This is a genomic window from Roseinatronobacter domitianus, assembly GCF_023336755.1.
GTDB lineage: Bacteria > Pseudomonadota > Alphaproteobacteria > Rhodobacterales > Rhodobacteraceae > Roseinatronobacter > Roseinatronobacter domitianus.
This window is the reverse complement of the sequence record NZ_JALZWP010000004.1, coordinates 171,092-191,502: the sequence shown is the minus strand read 5'-3', so window position 1 is coordinate 191,502 and position 20,411 is coordinate 171,092. Positions and strand designations below refer to the sequence as shown.

Here is a 20,411-nt window from a genome sequence, read left to right as displayed (position 1 = left end):
CATGGCCCCGATGAAAGCGCCTGTGCGGCTGGTCAAGGGCTTTCTGACCGTTGGGTTGTGGACGTTGCTCAGCCGCGTCTTTGGCTTTGCGCGTGACATTATGATTGCCGCCTATCTTGGCCCAGGTGCCGTGGCGGATGCGTTTTTCGTGGCGTTTTCCCTGCCCAACATGTTCCGTCGCTTCTTTGCCGAAGGGGCGTTCAACTTTGCCTTCGTGCCGCTGTTTTCCAAGAAATACCAGTCGGGCGAAGGGGCCGAAAGCTTCGCGCGCGACGCGTTCTGGGGCATGGCGGCGCTGCTTTTGGTGTTCTCGATCCTTGCCGTGATCGCCATGCCGCTTCTGGTTTTCGCGATGGCTGCCGGCTTTGCGCAAGACGCGCGGTTCGACATGGCGGTGGATTTCGGACGGGTGGCGTTTCCGTATATCCTGTTCATCTCTCTGACGGCTTTGCTGTCGGGGATGCTGAATGCGGTGGGCCGTTTTACCGCCGCCGCGGCCGCACCGGTTTTGTTGAATGTGGTGTTCGTGACCGGTCTGTTGATTGCGGGGGCCTTGGGCTGGCCGATTGGCCCTACGCTGGCGTGGTGCGTGCCGATTGCAGGGGTGGCACAACTGACATTGTTGTGGATAGCGGTGCGGCGTGCGGGCTTTGCCATGCGCTTTCGGCGCCCGACCCTGACCCCGGAACTGAAGCGGCTTGCCATCATCGCGGCCCCTGCCGTGCTGGCGGGGGGCGTGGTGCAGATCAACCTTCTGGTAGGCCGGCAGGTCGCCAGCTTTACCGAGAATGCGATCTCATGGCTGAACTTCGCGGACCGCTTGTATCAATTGCCTTTGGGCGTTGTGGGTATCGCGGTCGGCGTGGTGCTGTTGCCCGAATTGTCGCGCCGATTGGCCGCCGGGGATGCGGCGGGGGGACAACACAGCTTTAATCGCGGGATGGAGTTTTCGCTGTTCCTGACGGTGCCTTCGGCCGTGGCCTTGGCCGTGATCGGTGCGCCCATTGTGGCCGTGTTGTTCGGGCGCGGCGCGTGGACGGATGCCGACACGCAGGCGACTTCCTTGGCGCTTGCGGTCTATGCGCTGGGCCTGCCGGCCTTCGTAATGCAAAAGGTATTGCAACCGCTTTACTACGCGCGCGAGGATACCAAGCGCCCGTTCAAATTTGCCGTCACGTCGATGGTGGTAAATGCCGCTGTTGCCATTGGTTTAATGCCGTTTATCGGGTTTGTCGCGGCCGCATGGGCCACCACATTCGCCGCTTGGGTAATGGTTTGGCAGTTATGGCGCGGCGCACGGGCGATGGGCCCGGCCGCGCAGATCGATGCACAATTGCGCAGGCGCGCGGTTCGCATTGCTCTGGCATCTGCGGCGATGGGGGGCGCGCTTTATGCGGCGGGGCAGGTGATGACACCTTGCCTGGCCTTGGCGGGCTGGCGTTATCTTGCGCTTTTCGCTCTGATTGCGTTGGGCGGCTTGGTCTACCTTGGTTTGGGCCAGATGATCGGGGCCTATGACGCGCGCAGCATCCGCGCCAGCCTGCGGCGTGGGCGATAACCCGCTGCCCGCTTAGGGCAGGATTTGCAACCAGACCCAGCCTGTCAGCATGACCATGCCGGTTCCGATCAGCGCCGAAGACGCGGCAACCCGCTTCGCGCGCCCATACATATTGGCAAAGACATACACATTGACGCCCGGTGCCATCGCCGCCGTGACCACGGCAGAGCGCAACGCCTCGGTGCTCAGCCCGAACGCCTTGGCCAGCCCATAGGTGATCGCCGGATGCACCACCAAAGACAAGGCCACGACATAGGCAATCGTGCGCAAATCCCCTTCGGGCCGGTAGCGATAGAGCACCCCGCCCAAGCTGAACAGCGCCGCAGGAAGGGCAGCACGCACCATCATGTCCAGCGCGTCATCCATCACGCGCGGCAGGGCCAGGCCCGACAGGTTGACCGCGAAGCCAAGCGCGATGGCAATCACCAGCGCATTGTGGAACATGGCCCGCAGCACGCGTTGCCCGGTATCGCGCAGCCGTCCACCACGGTTGCGCATCAACTCCATCGTGGTGATACCAATGGCGTAGCAAACCGGTGAATGCAGCGCGATGATGGCATAATTCGCGGCCAAAGCCTCTGGCCCATAGGCGCGTTCCGAGATCGGCAATCCCAATAACACAGTGTTGGAAAACAGCGCCACAAACCCGATTGCAACGCAATCTTCCCAGTCACGTTTGAACAGCACCCGCGCCCCCGCAAAGCCAAGACCGAAGCTGATGACCGCGCCCGTATAAAAGCTGACCAGCAAGCGCCAGTCGAATTCCTGCCCAAGGTCCAGCCGGGAAATAGCGGTAAACAGCAGGCATGGAATGGCAAAGGTCTGGGTAAACCAAACCACGCCATCGACCTGCGCATCGGAAATCAGGTTGCGCCAGCGGGCGACATAGCCAAAGCCGATAACAAGGAAGACAGGCAGGATGACATCGGCCAAAGCCTGCATGTCAAAGGGCCATGGTGACGGTCATGCCGTCAAACGCGGGGGTGACGTGGTCGGGCGTCTCTGCTGCAACGGTCGCATAGTCAAGGTCCAGATGCATATTGGTCAGCACCGCGCGGGTAGGGCGCGCCCGCGCGATCCAGTCCAGCGTCAGGTCCAGATGGGCATGGGTCGGATGCGGCGTGCGGCGCAGCGCGTCAATGATCCAGACGTCCAGCCCCTCCAGCATGGGCCAGCTTTCCGGGTAAATCTCGACCACGTCGGGGCAGTAGGCCAGCCCGCCCACGCGAAATCCAAGCGCGTCAATGCCGCCATGGTTCAGCCGGATCGGGTGCAGGGTCAGCGGGCCGCCCGCGCCGTGTATGGTGAACGCGCCGTCGATGCTGTTCATGCCCAGAATGGGCGGGTAGGGCGAATTGGGCGGCTGTGTGAACGCGTAGCCGAACCGTGACAACAGCGCGTCCTGTGTCGGGCCATCGGCCCAGACCGGTAGCTTTTCGCGCATGTTGAAGACGATCTGGCGCAGGTCGTCCAACCCGTGGACATGATCGGCATGGGCATGGGTGTAGACCACCGCGTCCAGCCGCCCAATACCCGCATCCAGCAATTGGTCGCGCATGTCGGGTCCGCTGTCGATCAGCACTTGTGTCGCGCCATCCGGGCCAACCCGCTCCAGCAGTAGCGAGCAACGGCGGCGGCGGTTGCGCGGATTGTCCGGATCACAGTCGCCCCAATGCCCGCCCAAACGCGGCACCCCTCCAGAGGACCCGCAACCAAGGATCGTGGTGCGCAATACCGTCATCAGCCCACCGCCTTTGTAAACAGGCGGTCAAAATTGGCGCTGGTCTGGACGGCGAATTCCGCTTCGCTCATCCCGAACACCTCTGCGCCCACGCGGGCTGTATGGGCGGTATAGGCGGGTTCATTGCGGCGGCCCCTATGCGGCGGCGGGGCCAGATAGGGTGCGTCGGTTTCCACCAGAATACGATCCACCGGCGCGGCGGCGAAAATATCGCGCAGGTCTTTGCTGCGCGGGAAAGCCGCAATCCCCGACATGGACAGGTAAAACCCAAGCCCAAGCGCGGCTTGCGCCAATACTGCACTCGATGAAAAGCAATGCATCACACAAGAGTAAGCGCCCTTGGCGTGTTCCTCTGTCAGGATGCGCGCCATGTCGTCATCGGCATCGCGGGCGTGGATAATCAGCGGCAGCCCGGTCTGACGCGCGGACTCTATATGAATGCGCAGGCTGGCTTGCTGCGCATCCGCGCTTTCGGCGGTGTAATGGTAGTCCAGCCCCGTCTCGCCAATGCCGACCATCTTGGGGTGGTCTGCCAGCGCGACCAACTCCTCTACCGTGACCATGGGTTCATTCGCCACACTCATCGGGTGTGTGCCGGCGGCAAAGAACACGCTGGGGTGCGCGTCAGCAATCGCCTGCACCTTGGGCAGCGCCGACAGCTTGGTGCAGATCGTGACCATCCGCGTGACCCCTGCCGCATGGGCGCGGGCGATAACCTCGTCACGCTCCTTGTCGAAATCGGGGAAATCGAGGTGGCAATGGCTGTCAACAAGCTGTGGCTGGGTCATGCGGTCTGTCCCAATACGGGGCGAAGGCCCTCTTCGGTTTTCAGGACCATATCAAGCACCAGAGCCGCAGGGTCAAGGTTGACCGCGCGCCCGTGACGGGCGCGGGCCGACAGGCTGGGCGCAAGTTCTGCCAGTATTTGCGCGGCATGGGCGTGGGGCGCGATGCGCGCCAGAAGTGCCGCTTCGCCCGTCACCGCCTCTGGCCCCGGTCCCAGCACGCCCGCACGCGCGGCGCGCGCCATGAACAGATCGAACAGGCGCAGGAACAGCGAAAAGCGCGTCTCGTTTCCCTTCCCTGCCATCGATTCGGCCAAGCGCAAGGCGCGGGCGCGGTCCATGCGGGGCAGGGTGGCGAAGAGTGCCACAAGGTCTGCGTAAATCTCTGCTCCGCCGCCAAGCGCCAGTTCGACCGCCTGCCCAACAGACCCGCCAGAGAGTTCCGCCAGCGTGTCCGGATCGCCTTCGACCCCGGCTTGGGTCAGCGCTTGGGCGAAATCCTGCGTGTCCAGCGCGGATAGCCGCAAATCCCGGCAACGCGAGCGGATCGTGGGCAAAAGCCGCGAGGGCTGGTGCGCGACCAGCAGCAGCGTTGCATTGGCGGGCGGTTCTTCCAGCGCTTTCAACAATGCATTGGCGGCGTTGGTGTTCATTTCGTCGGCGGCATCTACGATCACCACGCGTTGCCCGCCATCGGCAGCAGACAGCCCGAAAAACCCGTGAAGGCGGCGCATGACATCAACCGTGATGTCGCGGCGCAGATTGCCCTTGTCATCCAAGCCCCGACGAATGACCAGCAATCCGCCATCGGCACCCGCGCGCAACCGTCGCACGGTGGGGTGATCTTCGGGCACATCCAGCGTGTCTGGCGGGCCGAACATGCCGCCCCTATCGCCTGCCAGCAGAAAGCGCGCAATCCGCCATGCCAGCGTGGCTTTGCCAACACCCATCGGGCCGCTAAGCAACCACGCGTGATGCATCCGGCCAGAGCCAAAGGCTTGCAGGAACGCGGCCTCTGCCGCTTGTTGGCCGAACAGCAGTGGCGTTGCGCAAGGATGCGGCGCGCCCTCGCGTTGGTCGGGAAGATCGGGCAGATCGCTCATGCCAGATGCGCCGCTACGCGCCCGGCCACGTCTTGTGCAATGTCGTCCGGCGCGCGCGCGCCATCAATAATTTGCACCCGGTCCGGGTATTCGCGGGCCAGCGCCAGAAACCCGGCGCGCAGGGATTCCTGAAACCCAAGGCCCAGTTCCTCGAACCGGTCCTCGCCCGAACGGCGGGCAAGGCCGCGCGCCAAGGCTGCGCGCGCGTCCATGTCGATGACAAAGGTCAGGTCAGGTTCGACCCCAATGACCAGATCATGCAGCCGGTCCACCAGCGGGCGCAGGCTGGCGCGCGCCACACCCTGATAGACGCGGGTCGAATCCGCAAAACGATCGCTGACCACCACCGCGCCACGCTCCAGCGCAGGGCGGATCGTGCGTTCCAGATGATCGCGGCGTGCCGCGTTGAACAAAAGGATCTCGGTTTCCGCCGACCATCGCGCCGGATCGCCCTCGACCAACAGGCGGCGGATGGCTTCGGCCCCCGGCGCGCCGCCGGGTTCGCGGGTGGCGACCACGTCGCGGCCTTGATCGCGCAAAAGATCGGCCAAAAGCCGCGCTTGGGTGGATTTACCGCTGCCGTCAATCCCTTCGAAGCTGATGAACAGGCCGGGTGCTGTCATGCCTAGTTCAGCGCCGTGTCAGATGGGTCGCCCAAAGCCTGCCCCCGCGCCAATGCGATCAGGCGCAGCGCGGCCGCTTGCGCGCGCACCATAAAGCCGCCCTCGGCCACGTCTGCGCCCGCAACAAGCTCGAAGCTGACGCTGTCCATCTCTGGCAGGTCCACCACCAGTTTGCCCAACACGTCACCGGCGGCAATCGGGGCGGGCAGCGGGCTGTCATATTCCACGCGGGCATTCAAGGTCGCGCTGCCAATGGTCGGAACCAGCGCGCGCGCCTCCTCTGCCACGACAAGCGGCACGCTTTCGACCTCGCCCAGCCAGACCGGCGCTTCGGCCAGAACCGTGCCGGGCTGGACAACGCTGACTTCGGCAAACTGGCGGAACGCCCAGTTTATGATCGATTCCGCTTCCTGCACGCGCTCTGCGGTGCTGTTCAGTCCGCCATAGGCAAACACAATCCGCCGATTTCCTTGCTGTGCAGAGCCGGTCAGCGAATAGCCCGCTTCCGAGGTGAACCCGGTTTTCAACCCATCCAAACCCACACCCGCCTGCAGCAGCGGCACGCGGTTTTCCTGCGTGATCCCGTTCCAGGTGAATTCGCGTTCCGACAGATACGGGTAGAATTCGGGGTGTTCATCGATCATGTAAGCGGCCAAGGTCACAAGGTCGCGCTTGGACATAAGGTGGAGCGGGTCCGGCCAGCCGGACGCGTTGGTGATGGTCGTATTTTCCATCCCCAATTCGCGCGCCCGCTGTGTGGCCAAACGGGCATAAGCGTCTTCGGTGCCAGCCAGCCCCTCGGCCACCACCACCGCGGCATCATTGCCCGACAGAATGGCAATGCCACGAATTAAATCCTCGGCGGTTGGGCGGTCCCGCATTTCCAGAAACATCCGCGAGCCGCCCATCTGGTAGGCCCGCTGCGACACGGAAAACGGTGTATCAAGCGCCAAACGTTCTTCCTTGATCGCCTCGAACAGCATTTCCAGCGTCATCAGCTTGGACATGGATGCGGGCGGCAAAGGTTCGTCTGCGTTCTTTTCCAGCAGCACCGTGCCTGTGCCCAAATCCAGCACATAGGCCGATGTTGCGCGGGTGGTAAAGCCGCCTGGCCCGTCCTGTGCTTGCAGGGCGAATGGGGCGCCAAACCCGAACACCCCGGCAAGGATGCTGGCTAACAGTCGGTTCTGCATAAGACCTCCTTCATCGACGGACGGCATAAGCGTCGGCAAAGCCGAGCCTTTTGACCTGAGCAAGGAACTGGCGGCGCTCGGCCTCGGATGCCGCAGGGCCAACCACGACGCGCCAGAATGCGTTGCCCTGAGTGCGGCCGGGCTTGATACTGGCTGACAAGCCCGCATCGCGCATGGACTTGGCCGCGCCGTTTGCGTTCGCTTCAACGCTGAAAATGCCAATTTGCACGAAAGGCCGATCCAGAGAACTGGCTGCCGGTGCGGCAGGTGTGGTTCCGGCTATCGGCGATGGCATGGGCATGGGCGCGCCGGGTCTGGCGGGGGGGGCAGCGGCATCGGGCAGCGGCGTGGTTGCATCCAGCGGCGCAGAGGTGATTTCGCTTTGTTCCGGTGCGTCGCGGCCGAATATCCGCGCGAACAACCCGCGTTTGCGCGGCTCTTCCACATCGGGCAGAGCGATCATCGTTTCCTCTGGGGCGCCTGTCGCGGATGCGGCATCCTCTGGTGCGGATGCGTTTTGCGGGGCAGCTTGCGGTGCGGACGCAGTTTCGGGCTCTGTCTCTGGGCCGAGTTCCGGTTCAGGTTGTGGCGCGGGTTCTGGCTCAGCTTCTGGCGCTGTTCGAACTTCTTCCGTGCGCAGGGCGACCACTTCCAGCGCGGTCGGGGCGCCTGCCAGCATCCCAACGGCTTCGGCCGTTTCGGCAGAGACCTGGAACACCGGGCCGGGATTCATCCGCTCGCGCTTGAACAGTGCTCCAACGGTTTCGCGCCCGGTTTCGGTGTTGCGGATGATGACACGCTCGGGCGCTTTCACATCCGGATGCGCTACCCAGACGCCACCCAGCGACGGGCGACCATCCCAAAGCGCATTGTCGCGTTTGGAAAAGACGTCTGGCGCTTCGACATCACGTTCAACAACATCGCCGCCACGTGGTGCGGCGGCTGTGGTTTGATTGGTGCCTGTTCCTTGCAAACAGCCCGACAGGGCAATGCATAGGACAAGCGAAACACCGGCTACTCTGAAACTGAACATTCTGCCTCTCTCTCGCGTCACGCTCCCGCTCTGCCGGCGGGTTGGGCGGCAAGTTGCGCCATCGCGCGTTTTATACGCCAAATCCATCGCAAGAACAGCCCTGCCAACCGTGATAAACTGTCTTGTGATTCATTTGAGCCATAGATCGCGCGCGCTTCAGGCACCGGACCGGTCGCGCCAGCGATTGACCATCGGATAGCGCCGGTCAAGCCAGAAGGCCCGCAGGCTTAGGCGCGGCCCCGGTGCGGACTGGAACCGCTTCCATTCTGCGATGTGGATCAGATGCGCGATGCGCTCGACCGTGTCGCGGGGAAAGCCGCGCGCGACCAGATCGGCAACCGACAGGTCATGATCGACCAACCCCTCTAGAATTGGGTCCAGCACGTCATAGGGCGGCAGGCTGTCATCATCGCGCTGATCGGCGCGCAGTTCCGCCGAGGGCGGTTTGTCGATGATGCCGGGCACGATCACCGCACCCGCCGGTGCCTGCATCCAAGGCGCGTGGTTGGCATTGCGCCAGCGGCAGATGTCGAAAACACGGGTTTTATATAAATCCTTGATGGGGTTATAGCCGCCATTCATGTCACCATAGATGGTGGCATATCCCACAGCGACCTCGGATTTGTTGCCGGTGGTCAACAGCATCGCGCCGGTCTTGTTAGAGATCGCCATCAGAATCGTGCCGCGCAGGCGCGATTGCAGGTTTTCTTCGGTCACGTCTTCTGCCAGCCCCGCGAAGATCGGCGCAAGCGCGTCGGTCATGGCGCGGCGTGGGCCTTCGATGCTGACTTCGTCCAGCTTGCAGCCCAAACGGCGGGCCTGATCGGCGGCATCCGACAGGCTGCTGGCCGAGGTGTATTCCGAGGGCAGCATGACGCACTGCACGTTTTCTGGCCCAAGCGTGTCGGCTGCAATGGTCGCCACCAATGCGGAATCGATTCCGCCGGACAGGCCCAGCACCACTTTGGAGAAGCCCGATTTGCGCAAATAGTCGCCGAGGCCCATGCACATAGTGCGGTAATCCTGCGCCAGATCGTCAGGAAGCGCTGCGCGCGGCCCGGTATCAGCCTGCCAGCCGTCTGCGTGCCGGGTGAAATCGACTGTGACAATCGCTTCCTCATGCGCCGGCAGTTGCACCGCCAGCTTGCCGCCGGGGTTCAGCACGAAGCTGGCCCCGTCGAACACCTGATCGTCCTGTCCGCCGACAAGGTTCAGGTAGACCAGCGGCAATTCGGTTTCGATAACGCGCGCGACCATATGGGTCATGCGGGTGTCGAAACGCCCCCGCGCATAGGGGGAGCCATTGGGCACCAGCAACAGTTCCGCGCCGGATTCGGCCTGCGCTTCCGCGACATCTTCGTGCCACGCATCTTCGCAAATGGGCGTGCCGATGCGCAACGGCCCCGCCACGAATGGCCCGGAGATGTCGCCCGAGGTGAAAACACGCTGCTCGTCAAAAACCTGTTCATTGGGCAAATGATGCTTGCGGATTGTCGCGCGCATTGCGCCGCCGCCCAATACCACCCAGCAATTATAGATCGCTCCGCGCTCTGCCATGGGCAGCCCTATGCCCATCATCGGACCATCTGCACAGTCGCGTGCCAGATCATCCAGCGTGGCGCGCAGATCGGCCAGAAAGGCCGGGCGTTGCACAAGGTCCTGGGTCTGGTAGCCCGACAGGAACATCTCCGGCAGCGCAACCATATCCGCGCCGTCTGCCTTGGCCCGTTCCCAAGCCGCGCGCGCCTTGGCAGCATTGCCCGAAAGGTCGCCCAAGGTCGGGTTAAGCTGCGCGAGAGTCAGGCGAAAGCGGTCGGACATGCGGTCGGGCCTTGGGTGGCTGCAAAGATGCGTTCACATATCACGCTGACCCGTCAAGGAAAGGGGCAGACTGCCCGTCAGGCGCGACCTTCCAAGAAGAACAACTGTTCCATCTGTGCCACGCTGTGCGCGCTGTAGTCCGCAAGCGTATCCTGCTCTGTCAGGTGACAAAAGCCAAAGTCTGTGTCCTGGTCCGACGGCCCCTTTGTGATCAATGGTCAAGGCACCCGGCCCACGTGCCCGCATTGCGACCTGCGGGGCGTCCCTCCCCCTTGCACGAAAACCTCCCCCCGACTAGGCTTGCTCCGTAACCTAGGGGGATTTCGCGTCATGGCTTCCAGCACTGACCTTTCGTGTGCGCTTGCCGCCGCGTTCTTACTTGCCGCGCCCGTCATGGTGCCGCCCGTTGCCGCCCAGACTGACGGTGTCCTGACACGCCAATACGAAGATGGCGGTGTTTATGAAGGCGAGTTCCGAGACGGGCTGCAACATGGTCAAGGCAACTACCGGTTGCCCAACGGGTTCGAATACACCGGTGACTGGGTGGATGGACAGATCACCGGGCAAGGTGTTGCGCGCTATCCGTCCGGCGCAGTCTATGAAGGCAGCTTTGTCGCCGGTCGTCCCGAAGGGCAAGGCATGATGACCTTCGCCGACGGCTCCACCTATGAAGGGGCATGGATGGCGGGGGCGATTACCGGGCAAGGCCGCCGGGTCTTTGCCAATGGCGCGGTCTATGAAGGCGACATGGTCAATGGTCAGCCCGAAGGCGATGGCACGCTGACCCGCGAGGACGGCTATGCCTATACCGGCGCTTGGGTTGCCGGCGCGCGCGAAGGGCAGGGGCGCATCACCTATCCCGATGGCGCAGTGTATGAAGGCCAGATGCTGGCCGACCTGCGCCACGGCACCGGCACGCTGACCCGCCCCGATGGCCTGCGCTACGAGGGTGACTGGCAAGATGGCGCGCTGCACGGCCAAGGCGTGCTGACCGAGGCCAATGGCGATATCTACACGGGCGGGTTTGAAAACGGGCTGCGTCAGGGCGCGGCGACAGTGCAGCAAGCCGATGGGCTGCTCTTTGAGGGGCAGTTCGCGGGCGACCAGCGCGAGGGGCCGGGCAAACTGTCGGGGCCGGATGGCTACCTCTATGAAGGCACATGGGTCGCGGGCCAGATCGCAGGTGACGGGCGGTTGGTGCAGCCCGATGGCTCGGAATATGTCGGCCAGTTCCGCGCGGGTCTGCCGGATGGGCAGGGGCGCATCACCTATGCCGATGGCGCGACCTATGAGGGCGCCTGGCTGGATGGGCAATTCCACGGACAAGGCCGCGCGACATTCGCGGATGGGTCCAGCTACGAGGGCGACCATGTGCAAGGTCTGGCCGAAGGGCAGGGCACCATGACCTTCGCTGACGGGCGCATCTATACCGGCGCCTTCAAGGGTGGTGAATTGCACGGGGACGGGGTCATGACCTATCCTGACGGGTCCGTCTATACCGGCCAATTCGTCGAAGGGCTGCGCGACGGGCAGGGCCGGATCGAACTGGCAGATGGGTTTGTCTATGAAGGCGACTGGCTGGCGGGAGAGATCACCGGGCAGGGGGTTGCGACCTATGCGACGGGCGATGTCTATGAAGGCGAATTCGTGGGTGGCCAACGCTCTGGCACCGGGGTGCTGCGCTACGCCACCGGCGAAGTGCTGTCGGGCGACTGGGAAGACGGGGTGATGACGGTCCGGGATGGGGAGTGATCCGATTTTAAATCAAGTCACGTCCAATCGAAGTTCAATTTTATTCAAGGTGGGTCAAGCGTGAGCGAAGGTAAAGAAGTCGAAATTGAGTATTTGACAGATGAGAATACAGAAACTTCTACTGTCGAGTTCAACATTGTAGTCACCTCAAGTGATTGGACGTTAGAGCTTCTAGCGAGTAAATTCCAGTCTGGTGATATTATAATACCTGATTATCAGAGAAAATTTGTTTGGGATATTAGGAGGGCATCGACTCTCATCGAATCATTTGCGATCGGATTGCCAGTTCCTCAAGTATTTTTTTATGAGAATAATGAAGGGCAACTGGAAGTCATTGATGGTCAGCAAAGAATTACATCAATCGCATATTTTTTTGAGGGACTTTTTGGAAAAGAAGATGTGCAAGGAAATAGGAAGGTTTTCAAATTAAGAGGTTTAGAGCAGCGCAAGGACTTAGAGGAAAAGACGTTTGAAGAACTAGATGAGCGGACAAAAAGGCGGATTAAAAATGCAACACTGCGAGGGGTGACTGTTAAGCAGCTTACCCCCGAGGAAGAACAGCCAGAGAGCGTCTACCACATTTTTGAACGACTTAATACTGGAGGTTTGCCTCTCAATGCGCAGGAAATTCGGAACGCCGTATATCGTGGTGCGTTGTTGGAAGAGCTTGAAAGACTAAATAAAAACCCCGATTGGCGTAAAATTTATGGTAAGCCCGATCCCGATCCTAAGCAGAGAGATATTGAGTTAATACTGAGGCTTCTCGCATTTTTCCGCAATTATCATGACTATACGCCTCCTATGAAAGACTTTTTATCTCGTTCAATGGCAAAAAATAGGCACTACAACTCTGAGAAAAACAGGGAATTCAGTTCAGCTTTTGTTAGAGCTGTTGAGCTTATAAATCGGACTTTGGAAAAGCCCTTTAGGCCACGCGGCCTGTTGAATGCTGCGACGCTAGAGGCAGTTATGGTATCCTTGATGGAGCAAGATAGATCGGTCGAGTTTTCAACAGACCGATATGACGCGTTGCTTCTCGACCCAAACTTCCGAGTTGCGATTACCTCAAACACTTCTAGCTTGGACAGCGTGCAGTCAAGGAAAGATGCTGCTGATAGAATCTTGTTTGGACATGAATGATATTGTTTCTGAAAATTTCCAACACATACGAGCCATTGCGCGTGATATAAATCACAAACTTGACGGGACATCGAGCGCAGATCAACGGCTTCGGAATGAGATAGCTGGGATGTTTGCTGTCACAGTTGCTGCCTCGTATGAAGGTATCGTCAGAGAGACCTTAGTTGGTTATGCTGGTAAGTTTCATCCTAAATATAGACAGCACGTTGAGAAAGACTTTGAAAATTTAAATGCGAGAATAAAGATTGAGGATCTCAAATCGTATTCACGTCGCTTTGGCTTGCCTGTGTGGACTGGTCACAAGGTGAAGAAGAATTCGACCACTTTTCATAAAATTCTTGATGATCGCAGAAAAGTTGTAGAACGTCGGTTTAGAGCGGATTTGATCGTTAGCTACACGAGTATCTTTACGTGGAGAAATTCGTATGCTCATGAAAGAACAACACCAGCAACATTTAATGATGTATATCAAGCGCACAGGGTAGGGCAATATGTTATCAAGTCATTTGTTCAGGCGTTTGAAGAAGGATAACCCTTACGCCGCCCCCTTGTGTTCGCGGTAGTTTATAGCCAACAACCCCTCACCCCAACACCCCCTCCAACCGCGTATACCCCCGAAACCGTATCCGCCCGCCGGGCACCCGTGCGCCCTCCAGCCGGTAGCCCGGATAGCGCGCCAGAAAGCGGCTCACCGCCACTTTCCCTTCCAGTCGCGCCAGTGTCAGCCCCACGCAGACATGCGGCCCGCCCGCGAAGGCGAGGTGCCGGTTCGGTTTTCGGGTGATGTCGAAACTCTCGGGCGCGTCGAACACCAAAGGGTCGCGGTTCGCCGCGCCGATGCACAGGTGCAGCACCGTGCCCGCCGCGATCTCGATGCCCCCGATCTCCACATCCTCCACCGCCTGCCGGTTGCCGAACTGGTTGGGCGAGAGATAGCGCAGGCTTTCCTCTATCGCCGGGCCGATCAGGTCGGGGTCCGCCAACAGCCGCGCGCGCTGATCCGGGAAATCGTCCAGCAAGGCCAGAGTGTTACCGATCAGGTTGGTCGTCGTCTCATGCCCCGCGTTCAGGATGAAAATGCAGTTCTGCAAAAGCTCGGTTTCCGACAGCGTCTCACCCTCGCGCGTGCCCATGATAAGCCGGGTCAGCACATCCACCTCCGGGTCGCCGGGGGTTGCGCGCCGCCGCGCGACAAGCCCTTCCAGATAGGCGGTGAAGTCCTCCACCGCCCGGTTGCCCTGCGCCAGAACCTCTGGCCCCGGCGCGGGTTCCAGCGCGCCGAGGATCGCCAAAGACCAATCGCGCAGCGGCCCGCGCTCGGACAACGGCACGTCCAGCAGGTTGCCGATAATCTCGACCGGGATGGCGCTCGCGAACTCTTCGATCAGGTCGACGCGCGGCCCCATGCGGTCCAGCAGCCGATCCACCGTCGCCATCAACCCCGGCTCCATCCGGGCAATGGCGCGCGGGGTCAGGGCAGAGGCCATGATCTTGCGCACCCGCGTGTGCAGGGGCGGGTCATTGAACACCAGTGAATTGGTGTGATGCGTGTAAAGCGCTGCACCCCGCCCGAAGACCGGCGCGAACATGTCGCGCTTGTCGGACGAAAACCGCGCCGTGTCGCGATAAACCCTGTCCAGATCGGCGTGGCGCGACAGCAGCACAGAGCCATCACGCAGCCGCAACACGGGGGCCTCTTGCAACAACGTCGCATAAGTCGGGAAGGGGTTGTCCAGAAAGCCCGGCGGCGGCTTGGCTAGGTCAAAATCGGTCACATCCGGCATTGTCGTCCTCCCTCTGGGGCAGACTGCGCAAGTTTTGCCAGCGCCACAAGCCCCGCTGGTCTGTTGACCGTGGCAATCACGCGCCCGGCGCGTTAAGGTCTGGCAACAGATTTCGAAGGACCAACCCCGCGTGAGCCGCATCGACCGATACCTGCTGTCACAGCTTCTGTCTGTCTTCGCGTTTTTCACGCTGGTTCTGGTCGCTGTCTATTGGGTCAATCGCGCCGCGCGTCTTTTCGATGCCGTGGTCGGTGACGGACAAAGCTTCTGGGTGTTTCTGGAGTTATCGGCGCTGACGCTGCCCAATGTGTTCCGTGTCGTGCTGCCGCTTTCGGCCTTCGCGGCGGCGGTGTACGTGGCAATCCGCATGACGCGCGACAATGAAATGGTCGTGTTGCAAGGCACCGGTATGTCCTATGCGCGGTTGCTGCGCCCGGTTGTCGTCTTTGGTCTGATCGTGGCCCTGATGCTGGGGGCGCTGATGCATGTGCTCAGCCCGATGTCGCGCGCGCAATTGGCCGAACGGCAAGTCGCAATTGCGGGCAATATCAGCGCGCGGCTGCTGCGTGCGGGCGAGTTTTTGCAACCCACCGACGGGATTGTCGTATTCATCCGCGATATTGCAGAGGATGGAACGCTGAACGATGTCTTCCTGTCAGATTCGCGGTCCAGCGGGCGGAGGGTGGACTATAATGCAAAGCAGGCCTTGCTTGTTACGAACGGTGGAAATGCGGTTCTTGTCATGCTTGACGGCGTGGCTTTGGCGCATGAAACTGCCGACAGTCGCCTGACCACACTTAGTTTCGATGAACTGACCTACGATATCGGGGCGTTGATCGCGCCGGGTGGGCGCAGGGTTGATGTGGTGGAATTGCCAACCGCAACGCTGCTGGCCGTTGATGCGCCCGCGCGTGCTGCACTTGGGGTCACGCTGGCAGAGGTGCGCTTCGAACTGGCGTCGCGCGTGGCACAACCCTTGCTGGCCGTCATCACCGCATTGGTCGGGTTTACGGCGCTGTTCTTGGGGCAATTCAGCCGCCTTGGCGCGTGGAGGCAGGTGCTTTCTGCCATTCTGGTGCTGATTGTGATCCAGCTTCTGGCCAATGCGACGGCTGGCTTCGCCCTGCGCCAAGCAGATCTGGCGCCGCTTGCCTTTGCGCCGGTTCTGGCCGGTTTGGTGGTGGTCGGTGCGATGCTATGGTGGGTGACGCGGCGAAAGGGGCGGGCATGATCCTTGCGCGTTATGTCCTGCGCCGCCTGTTGGGCGCGGCGGCGATGGTTTCGGGCGTGTTCCTTGGCATGATCCTGCTTTTGGACATGGTCGAACAATTGCGCCGCTTGTCCGATCTTGATGCCGGGTTTGGCGCGGCTTTGCGCTTATCTTTGTTGAATACGCCTGAAGCGTTCTACGAAATTGCGCCACTGGTGATGATGCTGGCGGCACTCTGGCTGGGATTGTCGTGGTCGCGCAGTTCAGAATTCGTGGTTATCCGGGCGGCTGGCAGGTCGGTGCCGCATTTGCTGGTTATGCCGGGCCTTGTGTTGTTGGTGGCTGCGGCCGGGTTTGTGGCGGTGATGAACCCTCTGGTGGCCAGTTCCGTGCGCGAATACCAGCGCAGCCTGACGTCACTTCAGGGTGGCGGGGGCGCGGTGGTCGCGTTGGCAGGCGATGAAATTTGGCTGCGGCAGGCCGACAGGCTGGGACAGACCGTGATCCATGCGCCGCGCGCCGAAGAGACCGGGACGGTCTTGTTCGATGCCAGCTTTTTCGTGTTTCACGCCGAGCGGGGGCTGTCGGTGCGGCTGCAAGCCGACCGTGCCGATTTGCGCCCCGGATCATGGCATCTGTCCGGCGTGAAGCGGTGGCGCATGTCCGACCTTAACCCCGAAGCGCAGGCGGCAAGCCTGTCCAGTCTTGCCATTCCCACGGACCTGACGCCCGAGAAGATCCGCGACAGCTTCGCTCAAGCCCGCACGATACCGCTGTTCCAGCTTCCTGGCTTTATCGAGACGTTGGAGCGCGCCGGATTTTCGGCGCTGGAACACCGGATGCGATTGCACATGGAGCTTGCGCTTCCAGTGCTGCTGACAGGCATGATGTTGTTGGCGCTGGCGCTCAGCATACACCATGCGCGGGCCGGAGGGGTCGGAATTCGGGCCATGATCACGATTCTCTCTGGATTTACCCTGTTCTTTTTGCGTAACTTCGCACAGGTCTTGGGGGAGACCGGGCAGATTCCCGTGGTGCTTGCCGCTTGGGGTTTGCCAGTTGCCACGATGCTGCTTGCAATGGGTGTGATGCTGAACCAGGAGGAACATTGATGGGTGCCCCGTCGCCCAACCCACAGCGCCGCGGTCTTGGCCGGGTTCTGGCCTGTGTGCTGGGGCTGACGATCTCCGGTGCTGCGCTTCCTGTCATGGTCACGCCCGTATTGGCGCAAGATCAAGCGGGTTTTGCAACGCTTCTGGCGGACCGGTTGTTCCTTGATGGTCCAAATCGTCTTATCGCCGAAGGCAATGTCGAGGCGTTCTTTGCAGAAACGCGGCTGACTGCGGCGCGTGTTGTTTATGACCGTTCCACCGGGGCAATGCAGATCACCGGGCCGTTGGTTTTGACCGAAGGGGCATCGACTGTCCTGCTGGCCGATAGCGCAGAATTGCGCGAGGGGCTGCGACTTGGGTTGATCCGTTCCGCCCGTGTGGTGATGGAGCAGCAGTTGCAGATCGCCGCAAACACGGTCGAGCGGCGGTCCGAGCGGTTTACCGAAATGAACAACGTGATCGCGTCGGCCTGCGAAATTTGCCCCGACACCGAAACGCCGCTTTGGGAAGTGCGCGCCGACCGCGTGGTCCATGACGCCGAAGAGCGTCAGTTGTATTTCGAGGGCGCGCAGTTCCGGATGTTCGGCTTGCCGGTTGCCTATATCCCGCGGTTGCGCGTGCCCGACCCCAGCCTTGAGCGGGCGACCGGGTTTCTCAGCCCGCGTTTCTCGCTCGATACTGAGCATGGCTTCGGCCTGCGCGCGCCGTATTTCATTGCGCTGTCCAGCGACAAGGATCTGACGCTGACGCCGTTTCTGGGCACCAAGGGCACATATGCCCTTGAGGCGCGCTACCGGCAGGCCTTTTCCAGCGGTCTGTTGGAACTGGGCGGGCTGGTCGCGCGCGATTCCATCCGCAATGGCGAATCGCGCGGCATGGTATATGCCAAGGGTGATTTCGCGGTGCCGCGCGGGTATAGCCTTAGCTTCAATCTTATCCAGCCCTCCGATCGCAGCTTGCTGGAAGATTATGACCAGGGCGAGCCGCGCCTGACCAGTGACATCACGCTGGAACGGGTGCGCCGCGACGAACGCATCCGGCTGCAAGCGTTGCAGTTTCGCTCTTTGCGGGTGGCCGATGTGAACGCCAATCTGCCCAATAGCGTGGGGCAGGGGCTGTATGATCGCCGCTTTGACATGCCCGTTCTGGGCGGTGTCGGGCGCATCCGGCTGGAGGGTGAGGGCTATGCTCGACGGCAGCCCTTGGCTGTGGCGCCCGGTCCCGACCCCAAGCGTGTGGCCCGTTTGTCGGCGGATCTGAATTGGCGACGTGATGCCGTTTTGCCCGGCGGTGTGCTGGGGGCGGTGGGGGCCAATCTGGGTCTTGACCATTTCCGCGTTGCCCCTGCCGCAAGTGCGTTTGCGCCCACGACCACCCGGTTTCGTCCGTCGCTGATGGCCGAATTACGCTGGCCCTTGGTGCGCGCTGGCACGGGCGGCGCAAGCCATGTGATAGAGCCTGTCGCGCAGGTGATCTGGAGTAATGATCGCCTGCATGGTCTGCCCAACGCGACCAGCCTTATGCCCGAACTGGATGAAGGCAATCTGTTCAGCTTCGACCGTTTTCCCGGCGGCGATGCCCGCGAAGCCGGATTGCGCGCCAATCTGGGACTGAGCTGGACACGCTATGACCCTGATGGCTGGTCCAGCACCATCACGCTGGGACGTATCCTGCGCGACAAAGACCTCAACCAGTTTTCGGCCGCATCGCCGCTGTCGGGCAGCGAATCTGACTGGCTGCTGGCGGCCAGTGTCGACACAGCAGCGGGGCTGACCCTGTCGAGCCGGTCGCTGTTTTCAGATGATTTCGACCTGACGCGCGCGGCAATCGAACTGGATTGGACGACCGACACATTCAGCATTTCGACCAGCTATATGCGGATTGAGGCGGACATGTTCGAAAACCGGAACGTCACCGCCTCTGAATGGAGCTTTGACGGCGCGCGTGTCCTGGACGAGAACTGGACCGCGCGCGTTGGCTGGCGATATGACGTGGCCCAAAAACGCGCCGCGCGCGCGATTGTCGGGCTGGACTATGAAAATGAATGCCTGCGCATGGCCATGCAGATCGAACGCGAATATTCTGCGACGACAAACTCCAATTCCACGCGGTTCGGACTGGCGGTCGATATTCTGGGCATCGGCGGAAATCCGTCTCGTGCCCGAAAAAGATGCTCTGATGGCTTGTAGAAGCAGGCTCGCGGGGCATGACATGACGAACACTGTGGTGTATGCCCAAGCAAAGCGGTTGTGCCGGTTCTTCTTGGATCGGTCCGCCTCGCAGCAAAACGGACCAAACTCAGATGCCTGACACCTTGTCTTTCCGCGCCAGCCTGATCGGCTTTGCCCTTGTCGTGCTGGCCACGTTCCAGATTGCAGCAGGCCCGGCCCTGGCCCAAAGCCCGTTTTCTGCGGTGCGCAAGGTCGGCGACCGGGTCATCACGGAATATGATGTCGCACAGCGCATCACCTTTCTGGAAGTGCTGAATGCAGGGGCGGCGGATATTCGCGCCGAGGCAATCGGGCGGTTGACCGAAGAGGCCGTGCAACGAGAGCATGCGCGCCGGCTTGGTGTTCGGATCACGCCGGATGAACTGGCCGAAGGGATGGCCGAATTCGCCAGCCGCGCCCAACTGGAAACCGATGCTTTCGTGGCAGAGCTTGAAGAGGCCGGCATTGCGCGAGAAACATTCCAGAGCTTTGTCGAGGCCGGGTTGTTGTGGCGCAAGATCGTGGGGCCGGAACTTGGCCCGACCGTGAACGTTACCGCCACCGATATTGCGCGCGCCCGCGATGTGGCGGCCATTCGCGGCACCAAGCTGGTGTTGATTTCTGAAATCTTCCTGCCTGCTGACCCGCAATTCGCAGAGCCGGTGGCGCAGATCATCGGGCTGATCGAAAATGCAAGCAGCATAGAGGAATTTGCGGCAATCGCGCGTGAATACTCTCTTGCAGGCAGCCGGGACAGTGGCGGCCGATTGGACTGGGTGCCACTGGAACAACTGCCGGGCCAGATTGGCGGGCTGATCGGATCAGCCGTGCCGGGCCAGATCATCGGCCCTGTCGAGTTGAGCGGCGCGATTGCGTTTTTCCAACTGCGCGCGGTCGACAGCACCCGCAACATTCCGGCAGCCCAGGTCAAACTGACCTATAAACGCTTGCTTTTGCCCGGTGGCCGCAGCCCTGAAACCCTTGCCAGCTATGCTGACATCCGCGCGCGCGTGCAGCATTGCAACGGGTTGGACCCGTATGCGGCTGGCTTGCCCGATGGCTACATCACGGATCACGAGGCGTTGATGCAGTCCATCCCGCAAAGCGATGCTGTGGAACTGGCGCGGCTGGACCGGTTCGAGATGTCGGCCAACACGGTTGAAGGCGGGAATATGGTCGTTCTGATGCTGTGCGCGCGCGAATTGGAACAAGACCCGCGCCCGACGAGCCTTCAGATCGAGAACTCATTGTTCAATGCACGCCTTGGCGAACGTGCACAGTTGCGGCTGGACGAGTTGATCGCCGACACGATGATCGTCGATTACTGAGCGGACGCGACGCCGCCA

At 61.2% G+C, this 20,411-nt stretch carries 17 protein-coding genes; 8 read left to right on the top strand and 9 right to left on the bottom strand.

Annotated elements, in window-relative coordinates; genetic code table 11:
• Position 1: 1 nt before the first annotated feature.
• Entirely contained in the window at positions 2-1,558 is a 1,557-nt protein-coding gene (gene murJ, locus M3N55_RS06340; RefSeq protein WP_428982613.1) for a murein biosynthesis integral membrane protein MurJ, read from the top strand.
• Positions 1,559-1,570: 12 nt separating this feature from the next.
• On the opposite strand, the gene M3N55_RS06335 is transcribed toward murJ, so the two are convergent.
• The 8 genes from M3N55_RS06335 to M3N55_RS06300 all read right to left on the bottom strand — a co-directional run bounded on the left by M3N55_RS06335 (position 1,571) and on the right by M3N55_RS06300 (position 9,857).
• Positions 1,571-2,500, bottom strand: coding sequence for an AEC family transporter (locus tag M3N55_RS06335; RefSeq protein ID WP_249057529.1), 930 nt, complete (start codon positions 2,498-2,500; stop codon positions 1,571-1,573).
• 1 nt (position 2,501) lies between these two features.
• Entirely contained in the window at positions 2,502-3,299 is a 798-nt protein-coding gene (locus M3N55_RS06330) for an MBL fold metallo-hydrolase (protein WP_249057527.1), read from the bottom strand.
• Positions 3,299-4,087, bottom strand: coding sequence for a TatD family hydrolase (locus M3N55_RS06325; RefSeq protein WP_249057525.1), 789 nt, complete (start codon positions 4,085-4,087; stop codon positions 3,299-3,301). The genes M3N55_RS06330 and M3N55_RS06325 overlap by 1 nt, the downstream gene beginning before the upstream one ends.
• A complete protein-coding gene (locus tag M3N55_RS06320) occupies positions 4,084-5,187 on the bottom strand; it encodes a DNA polymerase III subunit delta' (RefSeq protein WP_249057524.1) in 1,104 nt (367 codons plus the stop codon). Before M3N55_RS06320 ends, M3N55_RS06325 begins: the two co-directional genes overlap by 4 nt.
• Positions 5,184-5,810 (bottom strand): dTMP kinase, encoded by a 627-nt coding sequence (gene tmk, locus M3N55_RS06315; RefSeq protein ID WP_249057522.1) that lies wholly within the window; start codon positions 5,808-5,810, stop codon positions 5,184-5,186. The genes M3N55_RS06320 and tmk overlap by 4 nt, the downstream gene beginning before the upstream one ends.
• 2 nt (positions 5,811-5,812) lie before the next feature.
• Complete coding sequence (locus tag M3N55_RS06310) at positions 5,813-7,003, bottom strand: D-alanyl-D-alanine carboxypeptidase family protein (RefSeq protein ID WP_249057520.1); 1,191 nt, start codon at positions 7,001-7,003, stop codon at positions 5,813-5,815.
• Positions 7,004-7,013: 10 nt separating this feature from the next.
• Positions 7,014-8,036 carry an SPOR domain-containing protein gene (locus tag M3N55_RS06305; protein WP_249057518.1) on the bottom strand — a complete coding sequence of 341 codons (1,023 nt, stop codon included), beginning with the start codon at positions 8,034-8,036 and terminating at the stop codon, positions 7,014-7,016.
• A 156-nt stretch (positions 8,037-8,192) separates the two neighbouring features.
• On the bottom strand, positions 8,193-9,857 hold the full coding sequence (locus M3N55_RS06300; RefSeq protein WP_249057516.1) for an NAD+ synthase: 1,665 nt from the start codon (positions 9,855-9,857) through the stop codon (positions 8,193-8,195).
• Between the two features lie 330 nt (positions 9,858-10,187).
• On the opposite strand from M3N55_RS06300, the gene M3N55_RS06295 reads away from it, so the two are divergent.
• Genes M3N55_RS06295 through M3N55_RS06285 form a run of 3 tightly spaced genes read left to right on the top strand, consistent with a single transcriptional unit; the run spans position 10,188 to position 13,281 of the window.
• The gene (locus M3N55_RS06295) at positions 10,188-11,609 is read left to right on the top strand and encodes an MORN repeat-containing protein (RefSeq protein ID WP_249057515.1); all 1,422 of its coding nucleotides are present in this window, start codon (positions 10,188-10,190) and stop codon (positions 11,607-11,609) included.
• 60 nt (positions 11,610-11,669) lie between these two features.
• Positions 11,670-12,749, top strand: coding sequence for a GmrSD restriction endonuclease domain-containing protein (locus M3N55_RS06290; protein ID WP_249057513.1), 1,080 nt, complete (start codon positions 11,670-11,672; stop codon positions 12,747-12,749).
• On the top strand, positions 12,742-13,281 hold the full coding sequence (locus M3N55_RS06285; protein ID WP_249057511.1) for a HEPN domain-containing protein: 540 nt from the start codon (positions 12,742-12,744) through the stop codon (positions 13,279-13,281). Before M3N55_RS06290 ends, M3N55_RS06285 begins: the two co-directional genes overlap by 8 nt.
• Positions 13,282-13,330: 49 nt before the next feature.
• On the opposite strand, the gene M3N55_RS06280 is transcribed toward M3N55_RS06285, so the two are convergent.
• Positions 13,331-14,533, bottom strand: a complete 1,203-nt coding sequence (locus M3N55_RS06280; protein WP_249057509.1) for a cytochrome P450 — start codon at positions 14,531-14,533, stop codon at positions 13,331-13,333.
• A gap of 130 nt (positions 14,534-14,663) precedes the next feature.
• Here M3N55_RS06280 and lptF point away from each other — a divergent pair, with 130 nt between their 5' ends.
• The 4 genes from lptF to M3N55_RS06260 all read left to right on the top strand — a co-directional run bounded on the left by lptF (position 14,664) and on the right by M3N55_RS06260 (position 20,393).
• Positions 14,664-15,764, top strand: coding sequence for an LPS export ABC transporter permease LptF (lptF, locus tag M3N55_RS06275; protein WP_249057507.1), 1,101 nt, complete (start codon positions 14,664-14,666; stop codon positions 15,762-15,764).
• Positions 15,761-16,855 (top strand): LPS export ABC transporter permease LptG, encoded by a 1,095-nt coding sequence (gene lptG, locus M3N55_RS06270; RefSeq protein ID WP_249057506.1) that lies wholly within the window; start codon positions 15,761-15,763, stop codon positions 16,853-16,855. Before lptF ends, lptG begins: the two co-directional genes overlap by 4 nt.
• On the top strand, positions 16,855-19,044 hold the full coding sequence (locus M3N55_RS06265) for an LPS-assembly protein LptD (RefSeq protein WP_249057504.1): 2,190 nt from the start codon (positions 16,855-16,857) through the stop codon (positions 19,042-19,044). Before lptG ends, M3N55_RS06265 begins: the two co-directional genes overlap by 1 nt.
• A gap of 113 nt (positions 19,045-19,157) precedes the next feature.
• Positions 19,158-20,393 carry a peptidylprolyl isomerase gene (locus M3N55_RS06260; protein ID WP_249057503.1) on the top strand — a complete coding sequence of 412 codons (1,236 nt, stop codon included), beginning with the start codon at positions 19,158-19,160 and terminating at the stop codon, positions 20,391-20,393.
• Positions 20,394-20,411: the final 18 nt, after the last annotated feature.